Origin of the sequence: Rhodococcus tibetensis (genome assembly GCF_024438035.1) — a bacterium.
GTDB lineage: Bacteria > Actinomycetota > Actinomycetes > Mycobacteriales > Mycobacteriaceae > Rhodococcus_F > Rhodococcus_F tibetensis.
Genome location: NZ_JANFQF010000011.1, coordinates 117,059 through 140,818, shown reverse-complemented (window position 1 = coordinate 140,818; position 23,760 = coordinate 117,059). Strand labels below are relative to the sequence as shown.

The following is a 23,760-nucleotide window of genomic DNA, read 5'->3' as shown; positions in this document are numbered from 1 at the left end:
TACGCTCAGCTTGCTTTTTCGTATCGGTTGCAGTGCACTCTGAATGGGGTCGGCATGACGGACATCACCACATCTCGGTATGGGTACAAACGTTTCACGCGCGCAGTGGCTGTCGCAGGAATTGCAGTGCTCGGCATGGTCATGGGCAATGGGACTGCCTCGGCAGGTGTCGACAATTCCAGCTCCGTCGTCGACGCCGGAGGAAATCGCATCGAAGTTCTTCAGGGTGATACCTCGTATCACACTGTTCCCCCGCTGGACGGCGTGCCGACATCGGTCGAGTTCTTCCACGACGGATACGCCGCGGTGAATATCACCGGGCCGAACGCCGCGGAGTTCGAAGACACGCAGCTCACCCTCGGCTATCAGATCGGCTATCCGGTCGCTCTGGCCGGTGCGACGATCGTCCTCAATACACCGAATCTCGACTGGTTCCTCGAGTCGAGCAACGGAATCGATCTCGGGCTGGTTCCCGACCTGGAACTCGGACTGAATGCCGGTACGGCCGCCGGCATCGGCGGCTCCATCATCCCGTCGCAGGAACTCGACATCGACCTGGAGCCCGGCGGCATCACCACCGTCCCGTTCCTCGAAGGCCAGGAGTTCGACGGACCTTCGGCGCTCGTGCGAATGCAGGGTATGCACGGTTTCATCTCCGGTGCTATCGGACCGGTCACCATCCGGCCGTATGCAATGGCGACCACCGCGAACGGTGACTCGGTGATGACTTACGGTGTGCCACAGAAGCTCAACTAGGCGGCACGCCTGAGCGGGTGGCTGTCGGAGGCCGCCGGACTGACGTCCGGCGGCCTCTGTCGTACGGCCTGGACGATCATTCCGCTGATAATCCACAACGACACTCCGAACAGTGCGAGCACGAACACCGCCCAGTGCCCCACGTAGACACCCACGACGGCCCCGATCGTCAACGCGAGTCCGGCATGGACCGCTACCTCGCCACCCACGGTGCCGAGCGCATATTCTTCGGCACCGGATCGGTCGCGTGGCGGCCTTCCTGCATCGGGCATGACCGCTCCTCGCCACAACCTGGCATTCCCCTCGAGAGGCGGGGTGGCCCCGCTCCTGGACTGGGTGCGGAGTTCCCTCCCGCACGCCCGGTCAAACGTGACCGAACCGATCAGTTTCGTGTGACCACCACGAAGGGACCGGTTTCGGACACGGTGAACCGGGGGTCGTCGAACAGTTCCTTCGAGAACGTGACCGTGTAGCGGCGAACATTCGGGTCGTTGGGGTAGACGTCCTCGGCGAGCCGCAGGGTGTACCCGTCGGGGCCCTGGCGGAATACGAATGCGTCCGGGGAGCGCCACGGCGATTCGTCGAGGGCCGACACCAACTGATCGGGTGTTTCGAGTTCACTCCAGGCGGCAATGGCCTGTGCGCGTCCGGCGAAGTCGGCCAACGGGTTCGAATAGTGAGACGTCAGTGCCTGGAACCCGAGGTACGGGTAGAAGCTGAGGAAGGTGGTGTCGGCGGTCAGGACCACCGTGTCATCACGTTCACGCGGGATCTGGTCTTGGACGAGTTCGTCCACTGCGGCGAAGTGCGCGGCCGCGCCGGGCGGACGTTTGTCTGCGCGTTCACCGTTGCCATCGGTGTCGGTGTAGGCGACGGCGATGTCGGAATCGAGGTGCTTGGGGATGTTCTGGACGAAAGAGAAACCGCCGAGCAGGCCGATCACCAGGACCGCGCCGCGGACTCGGGGATTGTCACTCGTGGCCAGCAGGAGCCAGCCCGCGAACTCGACGAATCCGAACACCCCTGCCGCACCGAGCAGGACGATCAACACCGGTTCGAGCCGGAACGACAGAAGTGTGTTGCCGAGAGCGGTGAGCGCCATCGACATCATCGTCCACACGTAGATGGCCACCACCCCGACACCGAGCGCCTGCGCGCGACGCGACGTCGATGCGCGGCCCACCAGCCAGATAGTGCCCAGCAGGCACAACGCACCGGTCAGCGAGAAGTGGATCATCGGCAGCGGGAGACGCGCCCCCGCCTCGGGCAGGTAGTGCAGCGCAGTGCCCGAGGCCGCGGGCGAGCCTTGGATCACCGCGAGGAGATACGGAAGCCAGACCAGGAGGGCAACCATTGCGGACACCGCAGCGGCCACGACCAACCGGAGAAGCGGATCGATCGCCCCCCGCCACGTCTTCTCCGACCGAACCCGGAGCGCGGCAGCGAGTAGGGCGAGCACAGTCACCGCGAAGGCGGCAAGACCGAGGTAGAGCGTGTAGAAGGTGGCGGCGAGACCGAGGAAGAGTCCGGTGCCGATCACCGCGCCCCAGCCGCCGCGCCCGGAAACCCGGTGCAGGCCACCCCAGGCCAGGACGAGGGCCGGGCCGATCAAGAGTGTGATGACGGCCCCGTAGGGCTCGGGTGAACCGTATGCCACCACCAGTGCCGCGGTCGCGAGCGAGACGATTATCGCCAGATCGTGCCGGATCAGGTTGCTCCACAACACGAGTGCCGCCACGGCCGCCACGGCCAGCGACCCGATGGCGTAAGGCTTGAACGCCTCCCAGCCGTCCATACCGAGGAGATCTGCGACGCGTCCACCCACCCAGAACCAGCCCGCCGGGTAGTACGGCGGCAGGTCCGCGTACGTCATGTCGCGCAGCGCGGGGGAGTCGGTGAGCCTGGTCAGGTATTCGGTGCGAAATTCCTGGTCGACGGACACGCCGTGGAGGTACAGCCGGGTTGCCGCGAGCGGGAGGCCGAGCGTCACCGTCACGAACCCGGACAGGCTCGCCCACGACAGCACCTTTGCGAACCGCACCGCCTGGAGGCGGCGTACGAGCAGCACCGACACCGCGATACCGACGACGGCCAGCACCTGACCGACGGTGGTGACGGCCTGCGTCACGTTGGACGAACTGAATGCCGGCCACTGCACCCGCGCGAACGCGAAGAGCCCCGCCGCGGCAACCACTGCGGCGACGACCGCCGCCAGGAACATCTCGGCGGCGGTCGACAGGGCCCGTCGGGCGGGGGCTACGCGTGCTTCCGTCACGGGGAGGGAGCTTAGATGGGCAGCTTCTTGAAGATGGGGCGCGGGATGTGCCGCAGGATCATCATCACGTACCGGAAGGCGCCCGGCGCCCAGACCAGCTCCTTGCCCTTTTCCGCGGACGCGACGGCGAGCTTGGCCACGTCTTCCTTGTTCACGGTGAGCGGAGCTTCCTTTACGTCCGCCGACATCCGGGTGCGGACCTGACCCGGACGGATCACGAGAACACGGGGGCCGAACTCGCGCAACGCCTCACCGAGTCCGAGGTAGAAGCCGTCGAGTCCGGCCTTGGTGGACCCGTACACGAAGTTCGACCGGCGGACGCGCTCGCCCGCCACCGTGGACATCGCGATGATCTGGCCGTAGCCCTGCGCCTTCATCTTCTCGCCCACCAGGACGCCCACCGACACCGCTGCCGTGTAGTTGACCTCGGCGATCTGAACGGCCTTGCGCTGGTTCTGCCACAGTTCCTCGGCGTCGCCGAGGAGACCGAACGCGACGATGGCGACGTCGACGTCACCTTGCGCCCACGCTTCGTCGATCACCTTCGGGTGGCTCTCGGTGTCGACAGCGTCGAAGTCGATGACGTCGACAGCGTTGGCTCCGGCAGCCTTCAGCTGCGCCACCGCGGCGTCTCGGCCGGGGTCGCCGGGGAGTGCCGCGAGGATCACCCGCATCGGAGCCTTCTTCAGGTACTCCTCGCAGATGGCGAGACCGATCTCGGAGGTGCCACCGAGGAGCAGGAGGGTTTGCGGGTTCCCGACGGCGTTGATCACAGTTCCAACCTTCTGGACATATCGGAGGAGAAGACATTGGTGGGGTCGTACTTGCGGCGGGTGGCGATCCACTCGTCGATCCGGGGGTACATGGAGTGGAAGGTCTCGGCGGTGGTCCGCGAGTCCTTGGCGGTGTAGAGGCGTCCACCGAACTTCAGTACGCGCTTGTCGAGTTCGGTGACGAACTCGTTCAAGCCCGGCTTGATCCGGAAGTCGACGCAGATGTTCCAGCCGGGGATCGGGAAGCTCAGCGGCGCCTGGTTGCCCTCACCGAACAGTTTGAAGACGTTGAGGAACGAGTGATGTCCCGACTTCTGGATGTCGCGGATGATCGCCTTGAACTCGTCGACTGCCTCCGGCGGCACCACGAACTGGTACTGCAGGAAACCGTGAGAACCGTACGCACGGTTCCACTCGCCGAACATGTCGAGCGGGTGATAGAACTGCGTCAAGTTCTGGACCTTGCCGCGGTACGTCCCGGACTTGCGGAACCACAGCTCGCCGATCAGCGAGAAGTTGAACTTGTTGGCCAGCCCGTTCGGGAAGATGTCGGGGAACGTCATCAGCTGCGGTGCGTCGAATGCCAGCGGGTTCTTCTGCAATTTCGTCGGCAGTTGGTCGAGCTTGGCCAGGGAGCCACGGGAGATCGCGGCGCGGCCGAGCTTGGGCGGCGCGGCAATGGCGTCGAACCACGCGCTCGAGTACTCGTAGTTGGCCTCGCTGCCGTCGCTGTGCAGGGCGATGGTCTCGTCGAGGCTGTTCGTGACGTCGCCGTCGGCGATGAAGTACGCCGTCTCGGTGGGCGTCATCTTGATGGTGGCCCTGAGGATGATGCCCGTGAGGCCCATGCCGCCGATCGTTGCCCAGAACAGCGCACCCTTGGGGTCGTTGCGACCGCCCTTCGGCGTCAGCTTGCGCACCTGACCGTCGGCGGTGAGCAGATCCAGCGACACCACGTGGTTGCCGAAGCTGCCCGCGCTGTGATGGTTCTTTCCGTGGATGTCGGAGCCGATGGCCCCGCCGATGGTGACCTGGCGCGTGCCCGGCAGCACGGGGACCCACAGACCGAACGGCAGGGCTGCCTTCATCAGCTGGTCCAGGTTGACGCCGGCATCGACGTCCACCAGATGGGTGTCGCGGTCGATGCGGTGAATGCGGTTCAGCGCATTCATGTCGATGACCAGGCCGCCGGCATTCTGTGCGGGGTCGCCGTACGAGCGGCCGAGGCCGCGGGCGATCACCCCGCGCTGCAGGTGAGCGGGCTTCGACTCGTTCTTCTCCGCGACCTGGGCGACCGCATTCGCGATCACTTCCACGTCGGGAGTGGACAGCACCTGCGCCGTGGTGGGCGCGGTGCGTCCCCAGCCGGTGAGGGTGCGGGTCTGTGTGGGGAGCGCCTGGGTGGGCGTCTCTTCTGCTGTCGTGGACATCGAGATAGAGGCTACCTGGCGGTAGGACCCACCGGCCCTGTGCGTACTTGTCAACGGTGGGCGGTGAACAGGTACGCACGGGTGGTTACTCTCGTCGTCGTGTCAGAAACCCAGCCGAGTCACGAGCACGAACATCACGTTCCCCTCCCGGTCGAGATTCCCGTCACCGAGAACATCGCGGATGACGCACTGGACCTCAAGACGCAGATCGTGCGGTTCGTGCTGACCGGCGGGTTGTCGGCGATCGTCGACTTCGGCCTGTACTGGCTGCTGCTCGAGCTGGTGGGAATGCCCTTGAACGCGGCCAAGTCGATCAGCTTCATCGCAGGTACCACCACGGCGTATCTGATCAACCGGCGGTGGACGTTCAAAGCGGAACCGAGCCGTGCCCGTTTCGTCGCGGTCGTCATTCTCTACGCGGTGACCTTCGCGGTGCAGGTGGGTCTCAACTGGGTCATGTATCAGGCGTTCCCCGACGAGTGGTGGCGGTTGCCGGTGGCGTTCGTCATCGCGCAGGGGACGGCGACGGTCATCAACTTCATCGTTCAGCGCGCAGTGATATTCAAGATCCGCTGATCGCCGCGGGGTGGTAGGGAGCGCGGCTACTGTAGGGGCGGCCTCGCAGCTGCTTTCGTAATGATCGAGATTGCATAACGACCCGGCGACAGCGGCTGAGCGGGTGGGTTTCTCCTGCACAATCGGGCAATGCTCATCGTTCTCGATACATCGGCGGTCACGCGAGATTCTCGTTTCGAGACCTTCGTGCGCACGGCCGTGGACCGGGGTGTCCGGGTTGCGGTTCCCCGTCTCGTCCTCATCGAAATCGCCGACCGCTACCAGCGGGAATCGGCGGCGATGATCGAAGCGCTCACCGTCCAGGCCAGGATGTACGACCGGCTGGGACTGCGGGATGACCTGTCGCTCTTCGTCGATGTGGCCCGTGCAAAGGCCGGTGGGTATGTGGTCGCCCTTGCCCGCGAATTGGAGAAGATCGGCGTCGAGGTGGTCGAGCCGGTGGGGTGCTCGCACGTGGAGATCGCCCAGCGCGCCGTCCAGCGCCGACGTCCCTACCGGGAGAAGAAGAGGTACGACGGATACGCGGCGACGGTGAACTGGCTGACGGTCCTGGATCTGGCCGATCGTCATCCGGATGGCGTCGTGTGGGTCAGTGCGAACTCCCGATCCTTCGGGGCCGGCGAACCCTCGGTATGGCACGACGAGATTGCCGCGGAACTGCGGGAGCGCCGGCTGGACGGACGTGTGTGGTGGGCCACCAGCCTGGCCGACGTGGACCTCCACGGCGCGGACCGGCGTGACCCGGCGCCCGCGCCGGTCGCGGAACCCGCCGGCGTCGAGAGTCCAGTGTCCCCGCCTGTGCAGCCAGTGGTGCACAGCCTCCCGCCGGTCACCGTGCCGCGCCCACGCGCCGCTCCCCAGCGCATTCCGCCTTCCGGAAGAGTGGACAACGGTGGCCGCCGCGGCATCGGGAAGATTATCGGGGGGCGCACACGGCGCGTGACCGTCGTCGAGGAACTCGACGACGTCGATTTCGGCTAGTAGTCCAGTTCTTACGCTCCTGGTCACGACTCGATGCCGATGCGCCGAAGAGCAACAAATGTGACACCCGGTACTTCTACCGTGGAGGAGACGCCGTCAACGAAGACGAGCGTCGGCGACGAGGGAGCAGGCATGGACTTTGTGCCGAACGACCGCCAGTCATCTGCGAATCAACGGATCGGGAAACCGACGGTGCAGTATCGTCCCGGTGCCAGACTCGCCGGACCTAGCATCGAATCCCAGCTCCTCTACCAGGCATGTCGATGGTTTCTCCGCCCTGTGGTCCGGATGGCCCCGATCAACGAGTCCGCCATCCGCCGCGCGGCACTGCTCGACCTCGCCGCGGGAATGCGACCGGCGTCCGGCATTCGCCGCCAGAAAGTTCGACTGCCCGGCTTCGACGCCGAGGTCGTCCGCGCTCCCGGGGTCTCCCCGGACCTGAGCGAGGGCGCCATCCTCTACCTTCACGGTGGCGGATTCCTGTGTTGTGGTCTGAACACGCATCGGCCGGTGGTGGCGACGATCGCGAAACTCACCGGACTGCCGGTGATGCACGTGGGCTACCGGCAGTTGCCCGACACGAATATCAGTGGTTCGGTCGACGACTGCCTGACGGCATACAAGTGGTTGCTCGAAAACGGGGCCCGCGCAGACGGGACGGTATTCGCCGGTGACTCCGCAGGCGGATTCCTGGTGTTCGCGACCGCACTGAAAGCTCGTGAGGAGGGCGTCGACCTACCTGCCGGGCTGGTCGGGTTGTCCCCGTTGCTCGATCTCGATTGTGCGGAGAAGTCGGTGCACGTCAACGCGGCCAAGGACGTGTTCGCGCCGATCGAGGTTCTGGTGACCATCGGGAAGCTCGGAGCCGCGGTCGACGGCGTACTCGACCCCGCGCTGTCGCCGGTGAACGGCGATCTCGCGGGACTGCCGCCGGCACTGTTGATCGCAGCGGAAGGCGAAGTGCTGCGCCCGGATTCAGAGCTGATGGCGCACCGGCTCAGCGCCGCGGGGGTGGATACCACGTTGCAGATCTGGGACGGACAAGTTCATGCCTTTCCGGCGCTCTGGCCGGGGTTGCCGGAAAGCCGTGCGGTGCTGCGGCGTATCGCGAGGTTCGTCGCGGTCCGTGTCCGGCGTGACGACGGGATGGTTAACGGCGCCACGGCATGACGGTTATCGCGGCGGGCCCTCGTCGAGGACGATGGTGGCGGCCCTCGACTGACCGAGGTCGTCGAGCCAGCGCACCGACACCGTGTCCCCGGGGTGTTTCGCGATCATGCGCTCGCTGAGCTCGGTCGACGAGCGGACGGGTGTTCCATCGAAATCGGTGATCACGTTCCCGATCTCGAGCCCGGCGTGGTCCGCCGGGGTCCCGATGCCGACCCACAGCACTTCCGCGCCCCGCTCGTTGTTCGTGACGTTGATGCCGAGAAGCGGTGTGTCGCCGACGTGCACGGTGGACGACGTTCTGCCGGAACGCACTTGATCGACGATGGCCATCGCGGTGGCGATGGGGACGGCATACGAACGTGGCTGCGCTGGCGGAGGTGTCGACGGATCGGAGTCGGCGTTGCCCGCGGTGTTGACCCCGATCACGGTGGCGGTGGTGTCGACGAGGGGGCCGCCGGAGTCGCCCGGGCGCACTTCGGCGTCCACTTCGATCAACCCGCTCAACCGATTCCGGGAACCGTCCGTCGAGCTTCTCGCGGTGATCGACCGGCCCAGTTCGGTGACGAAGCCCCTTGCCGGCACCGGATGTCCGTTGCCTTCGGCGTTGCCCACAGCAGTCACGGGATCACCGATCCGTATGGTGGGTGACGTCGCCAGCGTTGCCGTGGGCAGCGAATGGGCGCCTTGCAGTTGGAGCACCGCGATGTCGTGCGAGCTGTCGTAACCCAGGACATCCACCACGTATTCCGCACCGTTGGCGAGGTTGACCGCGTTGATGTCGAGTGCACCGTCGATCACATGGTGATTCGTGACGACGACGCCGTCCGGAGTCAGCACGATGCCGGTCCCTGCGGTATCGACAAGCCCCGAATCCGCGACGAGTGTGACGAGAACCGGTACGACGCGTGCCTCGATCTCCTCGGGCGTGAGAACGTTCGGCGGTGGCGGGGCAGGGGCGGCCGGCTGAGCCACGGTCACCGCGGGCACGTCCGCCTCCCGAACCGGGGGCGGGTTCAGGAGAAAACCGCCGACCACCGCCACTGCCACGGCGACGACCGATGCGGCGCGGGAGCTCGGCATGCCCGGCTACCTCCGTCGAGGGGTGCGGCTCACGACTGTTTCAGGGATCCCCAACCGTGCCAGGTGTCGATGTCGATCCAGGCGCTGACCCGGGCGCGGTCGCGGACGGGGTACGGGTTGCCGGTGTAGTGCGTGGCAATGCGGTCGATGTCGACGAGATTCTCGTCGTCGACCAACTTCACTACCCGGCCCTGGACGCTGACGTGGGTGATCCAGTCCTGCGGGTCCATTGCAGTGAGACTCACGCGGGGATCGTGCCGCAGGTAGTCGAGCCGTTTACGTCCCGCATCCATGTTGACCAGCACTTTCCCGTCCTCGTAGAGGTACCAGGTGGCCACCGAGACGGGCTGCCCGTCCGGCCGGACGGCGGTGATGGTGGCGTAATTGGGCCGCGCGAACATCTCGGCGGCCTCCTGCGGGAGGGGAGGTTTCGGCATGGTGACCTCTCGTCGGGTGGTGCACTGACGTCTCAGTGCGAAAGATACCCCGAACGACCCCGCGCCCACCCGCGGACCGGCAACGGTGGATTCGCGATCCCCGGCTGAGGAGTACTACCGGGGTGCCTCGACGGTCGAGATTGGCGAGCATCGGAGTGTTCTCGCCGGTTGTTCCATGAGCTGTCCCAGCTGCCGATTCTCACGCTCCTCCGATTCGCCCTTCGGCCCCGTGCGCCTTTTCTGGTAGCCGGGACTACCAGAAAGGCGCACGGGCGCGGAGCGCCTAGAGCGTCCGGGAAATGAGTTCCTTCATGACCTCGTTGGATCCGGCGTAGATGCGTTGGATCCGGGCGTCGGCGTACATCTGCGCGATGGGGTATTCGAGGATGTAACCGTAGCCCCCGAAAAGCTGAACGCAGCGGTCGATCACGGAGCACTGTTGGTCGGTGAGCCAGTATTTAGCCATCGCGGCTGTGGTGACGTCGAGTTCGCCGCGGAGATGTTTGGCGATGCAGTCGTCGATGAAGGTGCGCGACACCCGGGCGATTGCGGCGCACTCGGCCAGTTCGAAGCGGGTGTTCTGCAGGTCGAAGAGGGTCTTGCCGAACATCGTGCGGGACTTTGCGTACTCGACGGTGAGGGCGACGGCACGTTCGATCGCAGCGACTGCGGCAACACCGCAGATCAGACGTTCCTGCGGGAGTTGCTGCATCAGCTGGCCGAAGCCCGCACCCTCGGATTCGCCGAGTAGGTTCTCGGCAGGCACCCGGAGACCGTCGAAGAACAGTTCGGTGGTGTCCTGCCCCTTTTGCCCGACCTTGTCGAAGATCCGCCCACGTGTGAATCCGGGCGTGGCGTTGTCGACTTCGGCGACGATCAGCGACACACCCTTCGCGCCGAGGGTGGTATCGGTCTTGGCGGCGATGATGACGAGGTCGCAGTTGTACCCGTTGGAGATAAAGGTTTTTGCGCCGGTTACGAGGTAGTCGTCGCCGTCCCGCACAGCTCTGGTAGTGATGCTCTGCAGGTCCGATCCGGTGCCGGGTTCGGTCATGGCTATCGCACCCACCCACTCACCGCTGGTGAGCCGGGGAAGCCACCGTGATTTCTGTTCGTCGGTTCCGTACGCGTTCAGGTAGTGCGGAACGATCCCCGAGTGGACGCCCAGCTGAAGCGAGTGGTCCCCGGCCATCACCTGTTCGTGGAAGAGGACCGCATCGTGCGCGAACGTGCCACCACCTCCGCCGTATTCGGTGGGAATGGACATGCCCGACAGGCCGAGTTCGCCGAGCGTTCGGTAGGTGTCCTTGTCGGGGAATCCCTGCTTGGCAAAGCGCTGTTGGTGGGGAGTCACCTCCTTGGCGAAGAAGTTGCGCGCGAGTTCGGCTACGGCGGCGAGATCCTCGTCGATCCAGGCGGAGTCCGTCAGTGTCGACGCCGAGTGTGTGGTGGTCATCGTGTTCTTTCGTCAGCAGGGTCGGGTTCGCAAAAGGTGCTGTCAGCCTGCGACTGCGGGCGCCGTGTCGGCGCGACGGAGCGCGGCTTCGTGGACACCCTCGGGTGCCGGCTGGGCGTAGAGATTCTCGATCTCGGCAGCGTATTTCGCGGCGATGGGTTTGCGGCGCAGCTTCATGGTGAGGGTCAATTCGTCACTGCCGGGCTCCCAGAAAGAGGGAAGGATAGTGAACTTCTTGATCTGCTCGACCCGCGAGAGGCGGGCATTTCCTGCGGCGACAGCTTCGGCGACCACGGCGACAACAGCGGGGTGTGCTGCCAGAGTCGCGGCATCCGCCTGTACATCCAGCTGAGCCGCATATCGTGCTGCCGCGTCGGGGTCCAACGCGATCAGTGCGGTGTTGTACGGTCGGGCATCACCGATGGTGGAAACGTTACCGACGAGCGAGGACTGGGCCTTGATCGCGTTCTCGATCCCGGCTGGTGACATATTCTTGCCCGAAGAGTTGATGATCAACTCTTTCTTACGATCGATGATGGTGAGGAATCCGTCGTCGTCGACGGTCACGATGTCTCCCGTGGACAGCCATCCGTCAGCGTCGACTGCCTCCGCCGTTTTCTCGGGCTCGCCGCGGTACCCCTTCATGACCAGCGGGCCGCGGACGAGCAGCTCGCCGTCGTCGGCGATCCGCATGTCCATGCCGGGAACGATTTTGCCGACCGTTCCCAGTTTGGTGGGGTCCGCAGGAGCGGCGCTCGCGATGCACGTCAATTCCGACATGCCCCAGATTTCCGAGATGTTCAGACCGAGCGCGCCGAAGAATGCCAGGGTGTCGGCGGGGATGGGGGCCGCGCCGGATACGGCCCACTTCAGGGCGTCGAATCCGAGTTGCGCCCGCAGCGGCGCCAGGACTCGCGATTCTGCGCGTACGAATTCCGCCTCGAGTTCTGCGGGTACGGGTCGGCCGGCGCGGAGCTCGGCGAAGCGGCGGACGCCCACATCGAGCCCCCACTGCAGCCCTTGACGCCTGGTTTCGTGTGGCTCGTCGGCTACCGCCCGTTCTACTGCTATTTGCAGCTTTTCCCAGACGCGTGGGACTGCACCCCAAATGGTGGGTCGGCAATCGGGTAGCGCGGCGGCGATCTGGGAAACGTCCCCGACGACGGTGATTTCGGTGCCGAACACCATTTGGAAGTAGAGACAGGTCATCCGGTCGGCGATGTGCGCGGACGGCATGAACGAGGTGATCCGGTCTCCGAATTCGATTGGCAGGATGCAACATACTGTGCTGGCCTCGAACAGTAACGCGGCGTGTGTCGATTCGACGCCCTTGGGATGTCCGGTAGTCCCCGAGGTGTAGATGAGCGTGGCGACGTCGTCCGGCTGCACTGCTCGCCATGTCGCGTCGAAATCGAAGTGTGCGGGAACGAGGGATTTCATCTCGTCCAGCGAAATCGTTCCGGCGCGTGCGTTGCCCGAGTCGACGTCGACTACGACGATCTGCTCGAGCTGCACTCCGGATTCCCGGATCCGGTCGACGTACTGCGCCTCGCACACGACCACCTTCGCTCCCGCGTTGCCGAGTACGTAGGCGATGGCGTCCGGCGGGGAAGTGTTGTAGATCGAGAACGAGGTGGCACCGACGTGCTGAGCGCCGACGTCCACCGGATAGAAGTCGAGACGGTTTCCCATCATGAGTGCCACGGTGTCACCGCGCCCGACGCCGAGCCCGGCGAATCCGACCGCGACTGCACGTACCTGTTCCGAATATTGCCGCCAGGTGAGCACTTCGCTGCCGCCCACGGTGCGGAGCGCGATCGATTCGGGTTCGATGGCTGCGACGCGTTGAAACGCCTCGCACAAGGTGATAGGAGCTCGAGTCGGGGTCATGGCATCTTCCTGGTGGAGGGGGGTGATCCGGGAGCGGTTGAGGTGGCAGGTCGAGCCTCGAGTTCACGGATGAGCTCGTGGCAGTCGTGGTCGGCAGCGAGGTAGCCGTCTGCGAAGACATTCACGAGTCCGCGCCCGAGCGCCCAGGGCTGCCAGGCCGCGGGCGCCAGGGTGCGTCCGGCGCGTCGGGCGATGGCGTCGGCAATGACGGTCGCGGCGTCCTCGGCGCTGATACGGCGCCGCAACGGCCGCGGCAGGCGGGCATCGAGTTTCCGACCGAGCTCGTCGTCGTCCAGCGTTGCGCGAGCCAGTTGGGTGTCCACCATGCCGAAGTAGGCGACACCGGCGGAGGCGCCATAGCCTGCGAGTTCGAGGCGCAGAGCCCGGCCGAGTTGCTCGACGGCCGCCTTGCTGATCATGTACGACGCACCGGCGAGTCCGGGAGCGAACGCAGCCGCGGACGACACCACGACGATGTGGCCACGCCGTTCGATCACTTCGTCGACGGCCGGACGGACGGTATTGAATACTCCGGTGAGGTTGATGTCTATGACCCGATCGAAGGCGGCGGGGTCGATTCGGCGAAGAGTGGCCGGGGGCGGTGTCACTCCGGCGTTCGCGATGACCACGTCGAGCCGTCCGGTCCGTTCGATCACCTCCTCCACGGCTGCACTCATGCCGTCCCGGTCGCGGACGTCGGCGACCAGAGTCGAGACGCGTTGCCTTCCGAGTACGAATTCCGCTGCGGTAAGGGCGGATCGGTTGATGTCGATCAATGCGACTGTTGCTCCGCGGGCGTGCAGTGTGCGGGCTGTGGCCAATCCGATGCCGTCGCCGCCGCCGGTGATCAGGACGACTTTGCCCGCGACGTCGTATTCAGCCCCCTTGCCGGGTAGTGGCAGTCCCAGGTCACGCAGTGTGCGGGTGACTGCCGATCGCTTCCTGAAGGTCGCCATCGTCAGTTCCTTCCGTGGAGCAGTGTGATGAGGAAGCGGACGAGCGAGTCCACCCATCGTGTGCGCCGGAATGTCGTGAGCGGCAGAACAGAAGGGAAGCGCTGTCGGGTCATGGCCCGTGGAAAAGTGAATTCCTTCAAGCCGTCCGGGCCGTGGACGCGACCGAATCCGGAATCGTCGACCCCGCCCAGGGGCAGACCTGGAACGGCCGCGTAGAGAACGTAAGAATTGACGGAGACTGCACCGGTGCGAATCCTCCGCGCGATGTCCTCGCCGTGACGGCGTGAGAAGACGCTGAGACCCAAACCATATCGGCTCGAGTTGGCCCGTTCCACGGCCTCGTCCATATTCCGAACTCGCGACACGATCAGGGTGGGGCCGAAGGTTTCCTCGGTTACCGCGACGCTGTTCTCCGGCACGTCCACGAGAATGGTGGGTTGCACGAACTGGCCCTCGACCGCGTCAGGCCCGCCGAGCACCACCCGCCCGCCCTTGTCGATCGCATCGTTGATGTGGCGACGGACGACGCCGACCTGCGAGGGCATGGTGATCGGGCCGATGTGCGCATCCGTGTCCGAGCCCGCACGAATGCGGGACGCGTGGGCGACGATTCTGTCGAGAAATTGGTCGAAAATGCTGTCGTGCACGTACACCCGCTCGACCCCGAGGCAGGTCTGTCCGGCATTGGACAGCCCACCCCACACAGCGGCATCAGCCGCAGAATCGAGGTCCGCGTCGGAGTTGACGATCAGTGCGTCCTTGCCGCCGCATTCCATAAGGACGGGGGTGAGCGTTTCCGCGCACACGGCCATGACTTTCTTGCCGGTCGAGGTGGACCCGGTAAATCCGATCTTGTTCACGCCGGATCGGCACAGCGCAGCTCCCGTGGAACCGTCGCCGGTGACGACCTGCAACACGGGATGTTCCGGCACCGCTTCGGTAAAGGCCTCGACCAGCCACACCCCCACGCCTGGGGTGTACTCGCTCGGCTTGTAGACCACTGTGTTCCCGGCTGCAAGGGCGAACGACAGTGACCCGAGCGGAGTGAAGATCGGGTAGTTCCACGGCCCGATCACACCGACCACCCCGAGGGGGAGGTATTCGACACTGGCCGATTGGTTGAGGGTGAGCGCGCTCGAGCGGACAGTGCGCCGGCGAAGTACCTTGCCGGCGTTCTTCGCCGCCCACGCGAGGTGTTCCAAGGCCATCGCGATCTCGAGCATCGCGTCTGCGCGTGGCTTCCCCATTTCCATGTGGACGAGGTCCGCGAGTTCCGTTGCCCGCCGGGCGATGATGCCACGCCAGGCATCGAGCCTGTGGGCCCGTTCGTCGAATCCCAGTGAGGTCCACCAGTCGGCGGCGTCACGCGCACGGGCTACGGCGTCATCGACGTCGCGTGCCGAACCGAGGGGGTGAACGGCGACAACCCGTCCCGTTGCCGGACTGATCACATCGAAGGTGGAATCTGCAGCCGTGGTGGTGGTCATCGAGATGCACCCTTCGGATGGTCGAGTGCCTTGTGGGCGAGGCCGCGCGCCCATCCACGCGTCACGCGGCGGAGGACCGGCTGGGACCACGCGATCAACGGGGTGAGCATGGGCGTGGTCTCCATCGCGAAAGTCCACGTGAGCCGAGTGCCGTCCGGGTGCGGGTCGAGGGTGATGTCTTCGGCGAACCGACGGAAGCCGGGCCTGGACGCGCTTTCGGCGGTGAAGGTGATCTGCCTGCCCTCTTCCCAGCGGTAGAAGCGTTCCCGCAGGGCCGCTGCACCGTGACCGAGTGTCACCGTCCTTGTGGTGCCGATGCCGAAGGGTCGAGGTGAAGTCCAGTCGCTTGCGGTGATGAGCGACGACCAGGACACCAATGCGTCGTGGGCGGTGAGAACACTCCACACGTGTGCAGGGTCCGTCGACAAGTAGACGACGTGCACGATTCGGAATCTGGCGGTCTTCAGGAACTCGTCGTCTGCGGCCGCGAGCGGGTACCAGCGCGTCATAGGTCGATCACCAGAGGTCCGCCGGCTGAGCGAGAAAGGCAGATCAACATCGAGTCCTGTCGCTCGGCGTCCGTCAGGATGCGGTCGCGGTGTTCGACGTCTCCGGCGAGGACCCGCACTCGACAGGTGCCACAGAAGCCCTGCTGACACGAGTAGGCGACCCCTGGGATTTCACGGCGTATCGCGGCCAGCGCGGTTTCGTCCTCGGCCACCGATACGGTAGTTCCCTGTTTCGCGAGGCGTACGTCGAACCGGTGCCCATCGACCACCGGCAATGCCGAAAACCGTTCGGTGTGCAGGGAGCCGGTCGGGTTGAGCGTGTGCATGACACCGCGTGCAGGGGTCATCAGCGGTGTCGGTCCACACAGGTACACGGCTGCACCCGGTTCCGCGGTGGTGAGGATCTCGGTGATGTCGGGTGGGCCGGATTCGTCGTCCGGTCTCACTTCGACACGGCCGGTGTATCGCGCGAGTTCGTCGAGGAACGGCATGGTGGTGCGCGAGCGGCCGAGATACACGAGTCGCCAGGATTGTCCCCGCTCGTGACACTTTCTCACCATCGGCAGGATCGGTGTGATTCCGATACCGCCGGCGATGAACAGATACGAGTCGGCAGTCACCAACGGAAAGGCATTGCGCGGACCGCGTATGCGCACGCGGTCCCCGGCTTCGAGCGTCTCGTGGATCTCCTTCGAACCGCCCAGGCCGCCGTTGATGCGGCGGACGGCGATGCGGTACGACGACAGATCGTCGGGGTCACCGCACAACGAGTACTGACGCTGCCGGCCCGACGGCAGGAAGACGTCGAGGTGAGCACCCGGAATCCAGGACGGCAACGTGCCTCCGTCCGGCGACGTCAAGGTGAGGCTGACCACGTCCTCCGCCTCCTGCCTCACCTCGTCGATGGTGAGGGTCATGCCGAATCCGTTGTTGCGTACTGGATTCGGGCGTGACAGCCACGATGCGGCACGGCTCGCCGCGAAGACGTGCCGGTACGCGACCGTTGCCTGCGCCGCCAACCGGAGCGCCCGAGTGGGCTCGAACTCAGTTCGGTCGGAGGCGGGGTCGTCGATCCCGTCCGAGTGGGTCGTCATCATGAGTGGTCTCTCTCGCTAGGAGCGGTTGACTGCGGGGGACTGTGCGAGGTAGCGCATCGCGATATCCATGTCGCCGATCTGCGACGGGTGGAAGCTGGGGCGCAGGTATGGCGGAATCTCGGTCACCAAGAATTTGAGGTTCGGCACCAATCCGCGCCGGATCGCGCTGATCAACTGCAGCGGCCAGAAGCGCCCCTTCTCGGTGGACGGGTCCGCTCGGAACAAGTAGTTCATCGACGACAGGAACAGGAGGATGAGGGTAAAACTGGCGATCAGAGCCGTGCGCACCCGCCGTGCATAGCTGCCGTCCACGTACATGAAGGCGTCGAAAGCGACATTGCGGTGCTCGACCTCTTCGGCGCCGTGCCACCGGACCATGTCGAGCATGACCGGGTGCATGCCCGCCTTCTCGAGGGCCGGGTCGGTCAGCAACCACTCGCCGACGACAGCGGTGTAGTGCTCCATGGCGGCGAACAGGCCCAACCGTTCGCACAGCCAGGCCCGTTTGGCGCGGCCCGACAACCCGCGATCACCCAGGATCCGGTCGACGAGCCAGTCCATCTTGCGCGACATCGGCGTAATGTCCATGCCGAGCTCCGCGAGATGCTCGCGTGCCCCCTTGTGCGAGGCGGCGTGGGTCGCCTCCTGGCCGACGAAGCCCACTACTTCCTCGTGGAGTCGTTCGTCCTCGATCAGGGGCAGTGCCTCGGCCAGGGTCGCGGACATTGCACGCTCCCCTTCGGGAAGGACCAGGTGCATGAAGTTGATGACGTGCGTTGCCATCGGCTCTCCGGGAATGTAGTGCAAAGGCACTCCTTCCCAGCTGAACTCGACGTCACGAGCCGTGATTGCGTGGGATTCGTCCGTGTACCGGCGCGCGCCTGCGGGGTCGACCACCGGTTTCCGTCCGATGCGGGGGAAGGTCATCATCCTGCTGTCCTCACTGTCGGTTGAGACGAGATTCCCGCTCGTCGGGTGACGTATTTGGCGAGGTCCGCCCGCCGGGTGCGTGCACGGAAACTCCGGTTGAAACCCGGGTAGAAGGTGAAGTTGCGGCCTTCACCGCTCAGGTAGTAACTGGCACAGCCGCCGGCGTTCCACACCGATTTCTGCAAACGCTCGTCCACGTCGTCCACGAACGCCTGCTGCACCTCCGGGCGGACGTCGATGCTTGCCATTCCCTGCGCTTCCATCTGCTGCAGAGCGCTCAGGATGTATTTCACCTGGGCCTCGATCGTCACCACCTGGGAGGTGTAGGTGACGGAATTGGGGCCGAGCAGCATGAAGAAGTTGGGAAAGCCGCTGATCGTCGTGCCGAGATAGGCCCGGGCATTGCCGTTCCAGGCCTCGGCCAACGTGCGGCCGTCCCGCCCGCGCACCACGTCGAACGCCGGATTGTCGGTCAGCCTGAAGCCGGTGCCCATCACGATCGTGTCGAGTTCGTGCAGAGTGCCGTCGACGGTCACGATCCCGTTCGGTCGCACTTCCCGTATTCCCTCGGTGACCACCGCGGCGTTCGGTTGTGCCAGTGCCGGATAGTAGGCGTTGGAGAACGTAGGACGCTTACACCCGAAGGCATACGTGGGAGTGAGCTTGCGTCGCAGTTCCGGGTCTCGGATCTGCCGTTTGAGGTGCGCGCGGCCGAGGCTCGCGAGGCCTTTCAGCAGTGCGGGCCGATACACGAACCCCGGGACCATCGCCTCCTGCACCAGATCGAGTCCGGTCCGTGCGAGCCGTTGGACGAGGGGTATCCGCTCGAACAGTGTCCGGGGCCATCCGGTCATCGGCTGGTCGGGATGGGGGAGTATCCACGTCGGAGTCCGCTGGAACACCGTCAACGATCCGGCGATCGGCTGGATTCGCGGAATGATCTGCACTGCCGACGCGCCGGTTCCGACGACGGCAACTCTGTCACCGGACAGATCGTGCTCGTGATTCCACGCCGCGGAGTGGAAGACCGTGCCCTCGAAGCTGTCGAGTCCGGGTAGGTCCGGGACTGCCGGTTCACTGAAGGGCCCCATGGCCCCCACGAGAATTCTGGCTTCCCAGCTCCCCTGATCGGTCGTCACGTGCCAGACCTGCGCGGCGTCGTCCCAGGTCGCGTCCTGCACCTCGCAATTCAGACGCAGATGCGGCACTATCCCGAAGTCCTCGGCGCAGGCGCGCAGATAGTCGTGGATTTCAGGCTGCAGCGGGTACAACCTCGTCCAGTTCGGATTCGGCGCGAACGAAAACGAGTACAGGATCGACGGGATATCGCACTGGGCCCCGGGGTAGGTGTTGACCTGCCAGGTTCCACCAACCTCACTCGCCCGATCGAGCACGACGAAATCGTCGATGCCGGCTTGTTTCAGCTGCATCGCCGTTCCGAGCCCGCCGAACCCGGCGCCGATGACGAGTACATGCACCTTCTCGCGACTGTCGTGGACCGGACATTCAACCGGTTGTGTAGCGCTGACCATGTGGGGCGTCCTCCTCGTCGATGCCGCCGTATGGCCTGACACTAGAAGTGACATCAGTCAATGTCAACAGCGTATGATGTCAACATTAGGCCCTGCAGTGTTCTGTCGGAGGGTCGCGCAGGCACGACAATGAGACGATGTAGGTATGACCGAGACCGAGACCTCCCGCGGCGCGCCCCGGAAGTGGCGGGGCCGGGAGCCCGAGGATCGCCGTGCGGCACGTCATGAGCAGCTGATCGAGGCCGGTCTGGACATCATGGGCACGGAGGGTGCGGCCGCGACGACGATGCGCGCCACCTGCCGCCGCGCGGGTCTCACCGAGAGGTACTTCTACGAGAGCTTCAAGAACAGGGACGAACTGCTGATCGCCGTTCTGGATCGGGTCGTCCTCGGCGCCCGCGACACCTTGATCGCCGCGCTGGGGACAGCTCCGGCGGAGCCGCGGGAGCTGATCAGGCACGTCGTGCGGTCCTTCACCGACTACGTCGCAACCGATCGGCGCCGCGGAAGAATCATGTTCGTCGAGTCCCAGAGCGTCCCCGAACTCGCTCAGCGCGGCGAGCAGCTGGTCAAGGAGTTCACCGCCCCGATCGCCGCGTCGCTGGAAATATTGAGCGACAGCGCCGAACCTGATTCCCTCACCATTGCGCTCAACTCGATCGCGATCTTCGGTGCGCTGGCGTTCCTGTACCAGCACTGGCTCACCGGAAGCTCGCGAATCTCCAAGCGGCGCATAGTCGAGCACGTCTCGCTCGTGATCGAGGCTCAGATCAATGTCGACAGCACTCCGCTCGAAGCCGGTGAACGGTCACCGTAGTTCGAGCAGCATCAGGGCTCGAGGTAGGCGACTATCGCGTTGGTGAGCCCGCGCCTGGCAAGGTCCAGATCGGTGTACGTGCCGAGTTGTTTCTCCGAGGTGATGCCGCGCATCGCGCCGGGAATGAATGCAGCCACCTCGGTCACGCGGTCCGGATTCACGTCGAGACCGGCGAAAGCGCGATGACAGGTGTCGAGCCAGGCCTGTCTCCAGGACGCGAACTCGGCTGCGGTCGACGGATACAACCGTTCGAACTCTTCGCGATCGTGCGGCAAGGCGGCGCGGAGGGTTTCGATCGCCCGTGAATCGCTGCCGGCGAGCCCGTCGTACATGTTGTCGATAATGGCCCGTACCCGTTCTCGCAGTGGGGCAGTGGCCGGCGCACTCGCGGGCATGTCACCCCGACGCTCGGCGGTGTGGCGCAGCACTGCGGCCCACAACCCGTCGATGTCGCCGAACTGGTACTTGACTGTCCCCCAGGTTGCGCCGATGTCCTTGGCGATGCGGTTGCCCGAGACCGCGCCCGGATCACCGGACGCCAGCGACCGTACGGCGGCATCGAGCATGCTCTCGCGGGTTGCCAAGCCACGCTTGTTGCTGCGCCTGCCTGCCACGCCCGTTTCTGTCACCTCGTCCATGGTAGTAGCACGGGCGATGCGCCGAACGACTCCACTCGCGTGAATTCACAGAACCCTCTACCAAACAGTCGTAGAACCCTCTATGATTTCGTCGAGGGTCGAATCGTAGAAGAGGGGTTCCGAATGGCGAAGACACCTCTGCCGATGAAGCCGACTGGATGGTTCCAGGTCGCGTGGTCCGCCGAGATCGGCGCCGGGGAAGTCGTTCGGATGAAGTACTTCGGCACCGAGATGATTGCGTGGCGGTCCACGTCGGGGCAGGTCACCGTCATGGACGCCTACTGCGAACACCTGGGTGCGCACCTGGGCTACGGCGGCACCGTCGATGGCGAAATTCTGCGGTGCCCCTTCCATGGTTGGGAATGGAACATGCAGGGGCGCAACGTATGTATCCCTTACGAGAAGCAGCCGAACAAGGGCCGGCGAATCCGCACGTACCCCGTCACCGAACACAGTGAATCGGTCTTCATCTGGCACGACGTGGACCGGCGCGCGCCGTACTTCGACGTCACCGACGCCCTCTCCGGGTTCGACGACGGGCACAGCGGCGCCGACTACTACCCTGCGTACGGCTACAGCACCCTGTTCGAGACCGGCCTGGAGATCCATCCGCAGTACGTGATGGAGAACGGCGTGGACTTTGCGCATTTCAAGTACGTGCACAACACGCCGCTCATTCCCGAGTTCACCCGCCACGACTTCGACCAGCCGGTGTCCTACGTCGACTTCACCATCGCGTTCGACGACGTACCGGCCGACGAGGTCAACAGCGGTGTGCAAGCGATCAACAGCGGAGTCGGAGTTGCCGCTACGAAGAGTTGGGGGATGATCGACAACCGGACGTTGACCGCGGTTACCCCGATCGACGAATCGACCTCCGATGTCCGATTCACCGTGTGGATCGGTCGTCACCCCGGTGACGGGTGCGCCGAACCCCCTCCCCGGGCCCGCAAGCACGCACAGGGAGTCATCGAGCAGTTTCAAAACGACATCCATATCTGGAAACACCAGCGCTACTCCGATCCTCCTGCCTTGTCGCGTTCGGAATTCGAGGGCTTTACCGCGCTTCGCAAGTGGGCCAACCAGTTCTATCCCGCCGATGTCGAATCGAAGGCCGCCACTGCAGTTCGGTGATGCGAGTCACTCCGATCACGTCAGCCAGTGGCACCAGTTCCGTTCGTGAGATTCCAGAAAGGCACTTTCCCGCCAATGAGCACGACACACGCACCGATCCGCGTCTTCCAGGTCGCGAGCGGCAACGTAGGTTCGGAGATGATCAAACGAATCAGCGCCTACCGAGATCTGGAACTCGTAGGCTTGCACTGCTATTCGCCCGAGAAGATCGGCCGGGACGCCGGCGAGATCGCCGGACTCGAGCCGATCGGGGTGACGGCGACCGGAACGATCGAGGAGATCATCGCCGCACAACCCGATGTGCTGACCTTCCATGGAGTGTTTCCCGACGAGGCGCTCTACGAACGTGTCCTGGAGGCGGGCATCAATATCGTCACCACCGCAGATTTCATCACCGGGCATCATCGCGACAGAAACCATCCACACCCGTCAGGGAGGAAGGTCACCGAGGTTCTCGAGGCAGCCTGTCAGCGTGGCGGGTCCACCTTTTACGGCACCGGAATGAATCCGGGACTCTGTCAGATCCTCGGAGTTGTCCACTCCGCGGATGTGGCCGAGATCGAGAACGTCACCGTGATCGAGTCGGTAGATGTGTCCTGTCACCACTCGGTCGAAACGTGGAAGGAGGTCGGTTACGGCAAACCGATCGACGACCCCAGCATCCCGGGATCACTGGAGAAGTACACCCGTGTGTTCTCCGACAGCGTGTACATGATGGCTGACTGTTTCGACCTCGAGCTCGACGAGGTGGCGTTCACCTACGAGCTCGGCGCCTGCACGAAAGACGTCGACCTGGGCTGGTATCGCATGCCCAAAGGATCTCTGGGTGCCAACTACATCAAGTACCAGGGCATGGTCGACGGTGTACCCCGCATCGAGTCCCACCTCGAGTGGCAGATGACACCCCACACAGATCCGAGCTGGAACATCAAGGGCTGCTACATCACCCAGATCACCGGCGACCCGAACATCTACAGCAAGCACATGATCTTCCCCAAACCCGGTGTACGCCTCGACAACCCGGAAGACTTTGCATCCATCGGAATGACCGTTACCGGACTGCCGGCATTGAACTCCCTCCGGAGTGTCGTCGCGGCGGCGCCAGGGATCAGAACAAGTGCCGACATGCCACTGCGCGGATTCGCCGGCCGCTTTGCGAGATAACGACCTTCCGCGAAGCTTCCTCGCGGGCGCGGCGCACCTCGGGGCCTGATCGCGGCTCACGCCAGACCGCGGAGGTGTTCGGCGATCATGCGCTGCGCCGTTTCCGCGGTATCGGTTTCGCCGAGCAGGGCGTGCATCGCGGCCCCGTCGACGAGTGCGTGCAGTCGCATCGCCTCGGCATCGATGTCGCGCTCCGGTGCGACGTACCCGTGCGCGGCAAGCCCGGCCAGGATCGATGCGCATCCGGCGCGCAGTTCATGCTGGGCGTCCCGGGCGATCTCTCGCACCTTCGGATGGGCAGGGCCCTCGGCTACCAGCGCGAGGTTGACCTCCATCTCACACCGGCGGCGGTCGTCGAGCGGCAGCATCTCGTCCAGAATTGCCAGTGCCCGCGTCCACGGATCGCTGATCGAGGAATGCTCGCGCGCCCGCTCGCGCACTCGTCGCTGCACCAATTGCATCGAGTAGGCGAGGAGTTCAGCCTTGCTTGCAAAGACGTGTCGCAGAGAACCCGTGGAGACACCCGCTTCGGCGGCCACGTCCCGTACGGAAACGGCGCCTATTCCGTCGCGCTGGATCACCCGCCACACGGCCTCGGCGATCTTCTGCTGCCGTTGGTCGTGGTCGATGAGTTTAGGCACCCCGCTATGTTAACACGATTGTGTTAGCATG

At 64.7% G+C, this 23,760-nt stretch carries 23 protein-coding genes; 7 read left to right on the top strand and 16 right to left on the bottom strand.

The window, feature by feature from the left end:
* Positions 1–54 precede the first annotated feature (54 nt).
* The gene (locus NOF53_RS15165; protein WP_255969943.1) at positions 55–756 is read left to right on the top strand and encodes an MspA family porin; all 702 of its coding nucleotides are present in this window, start codon (positions 55–57) and stop codon (positions 754–756) included.
* Here NOF53_RS15165 and NOF53_RS15160 read toward each other — a convergent pair.
* The 4 genes from NOF53_RS15160 to dprE1 form a co-directional block, all read right to left on the bottom strand.
* Positions 753–1,028, bottom strand: coding sequence for a hypothetical protein (locus tag NOF53_RS15160; protein ID WP_255969940.1), 276 nt, complete (start codon positions 1,026–1,028; stop codon positions 753–755). The genes NOF53_RS15165 and NOF53_RS15160 overlap by 4 nt on opposite strands.
* 110 nt (positions 1,029–1,138) lie before the next feature.
* Positions 1,139–3,031, bottom strand: a complete 1,893-nt coding sequence (locus NOF53_RS15155) for a galactan 5-O-arabinofuranosyltransferase (protein WP_255969936.1) — start codon at positions 3,029–3,031, stop codon at positions 1,139–1,141.
* Between the two features lie 11 nt (positions 3,032–3,042).
* Positions 3,043–3,804, bottom strand: coding sequence for a decaprenylphospho-beta-D-erythro-pentofuranosid-2-ulose 2-reductase (gene dprE2, locus NOF53_RS15150; protein WP_255969933.1), 762 nt, complete (start codon positions 3,802–3,804; stop codon positions 3,043–3,045).
* Positions 3,801–5,234: a decaprenylphosphoryl-beta-D-ribose oxidase gene (gene dprE1 / locus NOF53_RS15145; protein ID WP_255969930.1), complete on the bottom strand. Its 1,434-nt coding sequence runs from the start codon at positions 5,232–5,234 to the stop codon at positions 3,801–3,803. The genes dprE2 and dprE1 overlap by 4 nt, the downstream gene beginning before the upstream one ends.
* A gap of 99 nt (positions 5,235–5,333) precedes the next feature.
* On the opposite strand from dprE1, the gene NOF53_RS15140 reads away from it, so the two are divergent.
* The 3 genes from NOF53_RS15140 to NOF53_RS15130 all read left to right on the top strand — a co-directional run bounded on the left by NOF53_RS15140 (position 5,334) and on the right by NOF53_RS15130 (position 7,961).
* On the top strand, positions 5,334–5,810 hold the full coding sequence (locus NOF53_RS15140; RefSeq protein ID WP_308213823.1) for a GtrA family protein: 477 nt from the start codon (positions 5,334–5,336) through the stop codon (positions 5,808–5,810).
* A 129-nt stretch (positions 5,811–5,939) separates the two neighbouring features.
* Entirely contained in the window at positions 5,940–6,791 is an 852-nt protein-coding gene (locus tag NOF53_RS15135; RefSeq protein WP_255969927.1) for a PIN domain-containing protein, read from the top strand.
* A gap of 132 nt (positions 6,792–6,923) precedes the next feature.
* Positions 6,924–7,961 (top strand): alpha/beta hydrolase, encoded by a 1,038-nt coding sequence (locus NOF53_RS15130; RefSeq protein ID WP_308213822.1) that lies wholly within the window; start codon positions 6,924–6,926, stop codon positions 7,959–7,961.
* 3 nt (positions 7,962–7,964) lie between these two features.
* Here the strand turns inward: NOF53_RS15130 and NOF53_RS15125 are convergent, their stop codons facing one another.
* From NOF53_RS15125 to NOF53_RS15080, 10 genes are all read right to left on the bottom strand, one after another.
* Positions 7,965–9,041 carry a S1C family serine protease gene (locus NOF53_RS15125; protein ID WP_255969921.1) on the bottom strand — a complete coding sequence of 359 codons (1,077 nt, stop codon included), beginning with the start codon at positions 9,039–9,041 and terminating at the stop codon, positions 7,965–7,967.
* A 29-nt stretch (positions 9,042–9,070) separates the two neighbouring features.
* Positions 9,071–9,478 (bottom strand): pyridoxamine 5'-phosphate oxidase family protein, encoded by a 408-nt coding sequence (locus tag NOF53_RS15120; protein WP_255969918.1) that lies wholly within the window; start codon positions 9,476–9,478, stop codon positions 9,071–9,073.
* A gap of 283 nt (positions 9,479–9,761) precedes the next feature.
* Positions 9,762–10,934: an acyl-CoA dehydrogenase family protein gene (locus tag NOF53_RS15115; protein WP_255969915.1), complete on the bottom strand. Its 1,173-nt coding sequence runs from the start codon at positions 10,932–10,934 to the stop codon at positions 9,762–9,764.
* A gap of 42 nt (positions 10,935–10,976) precedes the next feature.
* Complete coding sequence (fadD11, locus tag NOF53_RS15110; RefSeq protein WP_255969912.1) at positions 10,977–12,824, bottom strand: fatty acid--CoA ligase FadD11; 1,848 nt, start codon at positions 12,822–12,824, stop codon at positions 10,977–10,979.
* Positions 12,821–13,780, bottom strand: coding sequence for an SDR family oxidoreductase (locus NOF53_RS15105; RefSeq protein WP_255969909.1), 960 nt, complete (start codon positions 13,778–13,780; stop codon positions 12,821–12,823). Before NOF53_RS15105 ends, fadD11 begins: the two co-directional genes overlap by 4 nt.
* Before the next feature lie 2 nt (positions 13,781–13,782).
* The gene (locus NOF53_RS15100; RefSeq protein ID WP_255969906.1) at positions 13,783–15,267 is read right to left on the bottom strand and encodes an aldehyde dehydrogenase family protein; all 1,485 of its coding nucleotides are present in this window, start codon (positions 15,265–15,267) and stop codon (positions 13,783–13,785) included.
* A complete protein-coding gene (locus tag NOF53_RS15095; protein ID WP_109326083.1) occupies positions 15,264–15,776 on the bottom strand; it encodes an SRPBCC family protein in 513 nt (170 codons plus the stop codon). The genes NOF53_RS15100 and NOF53_RS15095 overlap by 4 nt, the downstream gene beginning before the upstream one ends.
* Entirely contained in the window at positions 15,773–16,873 is a 1,101-nt protein-coding gene (locus NOF53_RS15090; protein WP_255969900.1) for a PDR/VanB family oxidoreductase, read from the bottom strand. Before NOF53_RS15090 ends, NOF53_RS15095 begins: the two co-directional genes overlap by 4 nt.
* A 15-nt stretch (positions 16,874–16,888) precedes the next feature.
* A complete protein-coding gene (locus NOF53_RS15085) occupies positions 16,889–17,803 on the bottom strand; it encodes a metal-dependent hydrolase (RefSeq protein ID WP_255969897.1) in 915 nt (304 codons plus the stop codon).
* Entirely contained in the window at positions 17,800–19,335 is a 1,536-nt protein-coding gene (locus NOF53_RS15080; RefSeq protein ID WP_255969894.1) for a flavin-containing monooxygenase, read from the bottom strand. The genes NOF53_RS15085 and NOF53_RS15080 overlap by 4 nt, the downstream gene beginning before the upstream one ends.
* Before the next feature lie 145 nt (positions 19,336–19,480).
* Here NOF53_RS15080 and NOF53_RS15075 point away from each other — a divergent pair, with 145 nt between their 5' ends.
* Positions 19,481–20,152, top strand: a complete 672-nt coding sequence (locus NOF53_RS15075; RefSeq protein ID WP_255969891.1) for a TetR/AcrR family transcriptional regulator — start codon at positions 19,481–19,483, stop codon at positions 20,150–20,152.
* An 11-nt stretch (positions 20,153–20,163) separates the two neighbouring features.
* Here the strand turns inward: NOF53_RS15075 and NOF53_RS15070 are convergent, their stop codons facing one another.
* Positions 20,164–20,718: a TetR/AcrR family transcriptional regulator gene (locus NOF53_RS15070; protein WP_374212616.1), complete on the bottom strand. Its 555-nt coding sequence runs from the start codon at positions 20,716–20,718 to the stop codon at positions 20,164–20,166.
* A gap of 195 nt (positions 20,719–20,913) precedes the next feature.
* Between NOF53_RS15070 and NOF53_RS15065 the strand changes: the two genes are divergently transcribed.
* Both NOF53_RS15065 and NOF53_RS15060 read left to right on the top strand, forming a co-directional pair.
* Complete coding sequence (locus NOF53_RS15065) at positions 20,914–21,924, top strand: aromatic ring-hydroxylating dioxygenase subunit alpha (protein ID WP_255969885.1); 1,011 nt, start codon at positions 20,914–20,916, stop codon at positions 21,922–21,924.
* Positions 21,925–21,999: 75 nt separating this feature from the next.
* Positions 22,000–23,088, top strand: a complete 1,089-nt coding sequence (locus NOF53_RS15060) for an NAD(P)H-dependent amine dehydrogenase family protein (protein WP_255969882.1) — start codon at positions 22,000–22,002, stop codon at positions 23,086–23,088.
* 56 nt (positions 23,089–23,144) lie between these two features.
* Here the strand turns inward: NOF53_RS15060 and NOF53_RS15055 are convergent, their stop codons facing one another.
* Positions 23,145–23,729 (bottom strand): TetR/AcrR family transcriptional regulator, encoded by a 585-nt coding sequence (locus tag NOF53_RS15055; protein WP_255969879.1) that lies wholly within the window; start codon positions 23,727–23,729, stop codon positions 23,145–23,147.
* Positions 23,730–23,760: the final 31 nt, after the last annotated feature.

Excerpts from the sequence above, each read along its gene's own strand:
- NOF53_RS15125 (WP_255969921.1), bottom strand. The coding sequence starts at position 9,041 with ATGCCGAGCTCCCGCGCCGCATCGGTCGTCGCCGTGGCAGTGGCGGTG.
- NOF53_RS15130 (WP_308213822.1), top strand. The coding sequence starts at position 6,924 with ATGGACTTTGTGCCGAACGACCGCCAGTCATCTGCGAATCAACGGATC.
- NOF53_RS15115 (WP_255969915.1), bottom strand. The coding sequence starts at position 10,934 with ATGACCACCACACACTCGGCGTCGACACTGACGGACTCCGCCTGGATC.
- NOF53_RS15070 (WP_374212616.1), bottom strand. The coding sequence starts at position 20,718 with ATGCTCGATGCCGCCGTACGGTCGCTGGCGTCCGGTGATCCGGGCGCG.
- NOF53_RS15080 (WP_255969894.1), bottom strand. The coding sequence starts at position 19,335 with ATGGTCAGCGCTACACAACCGGTTGAATGTCCGGTCCACGACAGTCGC.
- NOF53_RS15095 (WP_109326083.1), bottom strand. The coding sequence starts at position 15,776 with ATGACGCGCTGGTACCCGCTCGCGGCCGCAGACGACGAGTTCCTGAAG.
- NOF53_RS15090 (WP_255969900.1), bottom strand. The coding sequence starts at position 16,873 with ATGATGACGACCCACTCGGACGGGATCGACGACCCCGCCTCCGACCGA.
- NOF53_RS15085 (WP_255969897.1), bottom strand. The coding sequence starts at position 17,803 with ATGATGACCTTCCCCCGCATCGGACGGAAACCGGTGGTCGACCCCGCA.
- NOF53_RS15120 (WP_255969918.1), bottom strand. The coding sequence starts at position 9,478 with ATGCCGAAACCTCCCCTCCCGCAGGAGGCCGCCGAGATGTTCGCGCGG.
- dprE1 (WP_255969930.1), bottom strand. The coding sequence starts at position 5,234 with ATGTCCACGACAGCAGAAGAGACGCCCACCCAGGCGCTCCCCACACAG.
- NOF53_RS15065 (WP_255969885.1), top strand. The coding sequence starts at position 20,914 with ATGGCGAAGACACCTCTGCCGATGAAGCCGACTGGATGGTTCCAGGTC.
- NOF53_RS15105 (WP_255969909.1), bottom strand. The coding sequence starts at position 13,780 with ATGGCGACCTTCAGGAAGCGATCGGCAGTCACCCGCACACTGCGTGAC.
- NOF53_RS15075 (WP_255969891.1), top strand. The coding sequence starts at position 19,481 with ATGACCGAGACCGAGACCTCCCGCGGCGCGCCCCGGAAGTGGCGGGGC.
- NOF53_RS15100 (WP_255969906.1), bottom strand. The coding sequence starts at position 15,267 with ATGACCACCACCACGGCTGCAGATTCCACCTTCGATGTGATCAGTCCG.
- NOF53_RS15160 (WP_255969940.1), bottom strand. The coding sequence starts at position 1,028 with ATGCCCGATGCAGGAAGGCCGCCACGCGACCGATCCGGTGCCGAAGAA.
- NOF53_RS15135 (WP_255969927.1), top strand. The coding sequence starts at position 5,940 with ATGCTCATCGTTCTCGATACATCGGCGGTCACGCGAGATTCTCGTTTC.
- fadD11 (WP_255969912.1), bottom strand. The coding sequence starts at position 12,824 with ATGACCCCGACTCGAGCTCCTATCACCTTGTGCGAGGCGTTTCAACGC.
- NOF53_RS15165 (WP_255969943.1), top strand. The coding sequence starts at position 55 with ATGACGGACATCACCACATCTCGGTATGGGTACAAACGTTTCACGCGC.
- NOF53_RS15060 (WP_255969882.1), top strand. The coding sequence starts at position 22,000 with ATGAGCACGACACACGCACCGATCCGCGTCTTCCAGGTCGCGAGCGGC.